General features: G+C 43.2%; 2 protein-coding genes. Both read right to left on the bottom strand.

Annotation, left to right across the window (positions count from 1 at the left end):
• Positions 1-360 (bottom strand): putative HNHc nuclease (locus tag Q5762_RS36760; RefSeq protein WP_315896667.1); only part of this gene is annotated, 360 nt, incomplete at its 3' end.
• 35 nt (positions 361-395) lie between these two features.
• A partial coding sequence (locus Q5762_RS36755) for a DUF1351 domain-containing protein (RefSeq protein ID WP_315896666.1) occupies positions 396-1,207 on the bottom strand: 812 nt, incomplete at its 5' end.

Below are 1,207 nucleotides of genomic sequence, written 5' to 3'. Positions count from 1 at the left end.
GAAAAACCAGGATGAATTTTCTGTCAGATATTCGTATCTTTTAGGCAACGATATGTTATTTGAAAGAACAAACTCGATCAAAAAATCGACCCAATCTCTTGCTTCCGATCTTGTTGCAGTGGCATGAGAAAACCACTTCCCGGATTGAGCCATAAAGTAGTATTTTAGAAACTGCTCCGTGACGATTGGAAAGTCGCCTTGCCAGTTGGCGATATCCCCAATCAAAGCGTGAGCCACCTTATTTTGTTTTGGTGATATTCTCCGGTTATCAAGCAGCTCAAGAGCCACATAGTTTTTTTGTCCATGAGCAAGTAGCTCAAGGTATTCTGGATTAATATCAGCATCGACCGCTATCAGCATCTCTCGGCCTTCTATGCCCCTAATCTCGCCTAACATTACTCAGCAATAGGCTCAGCCATGATGCCGCTGTCCAAGATATACTGTTTTAGATCCCTCATCTTGCTTACAGGACCCGTTAGTCGCAGCGTAAAGGTAACGGTCTCCTCTCCCAAAGGCGCAGAGTATTGATCTGGCAAATCTTCAATAGTTTGGGGCACAGGCTGATCGTGATTTTCGACCACAATTTCACCTGTTTCGGGATCAACTAAGTTGCCGGCATGTTCTTGCATGCGATCATTCTCCAATTTGGCCATTGCTGCCTCGTATTCAGCTTTTTTGCGTTCTTTCTCTTCTCGTTCGGCTTTTCGTTTAACTGCTGCCTCAATCACCGGGAATAATTCTGCGGCCGTCATGCCCTCGTTGATTTGAGCAACATACCCGTCTGGCTCTAACCCTCTAGCTTTAGCAAAAGATTCGATAATGACCTTATCTGTCTCAATTCGTTCCCGTTCTTTTATAACAGCATCAATTGCATTCTGGATTTCTTCCTTGACCTTTTTAACCAGATTGCCAGTACCAGTAAATGATCCTTTGTTTAGCCACGATGCAGCAATTTCAATTTCATTCGGATCTACACCTGCTGGCTCAGCTAGTCGAGTAATCTCTGCAATTAGGTTTTCTTGCCGGATCAGTTTCTGTTTTTCATCAAATTCTTTGATACCTTTGTTAATATCGTCAGAGACGACTTTTACCTTGTCTGCAAGGCTTTTTAGTTTAGACTCAAACTCCACCAGCGGCTTAGAGTATTCACGTTTGACGTCTTTTCGCTGCGCTTCTAATGCGTCAAAAAGAGCTTTCAAATCTTTCT

The sequence above is a fragment of the Streptomyces sp. P9(2023) genome, from assembly GCF_032436795.1.
Taxonomy (GTDB): Bacteria; Actinomycetota; Actinomycetes; order Streptomycetales; family Streptomycetaceae; genus Streptomyces.
Note: the sequence above shows the minus strand (reverse complement) of the source record. Positions and strands in the feature narration are given on the sequence as shown.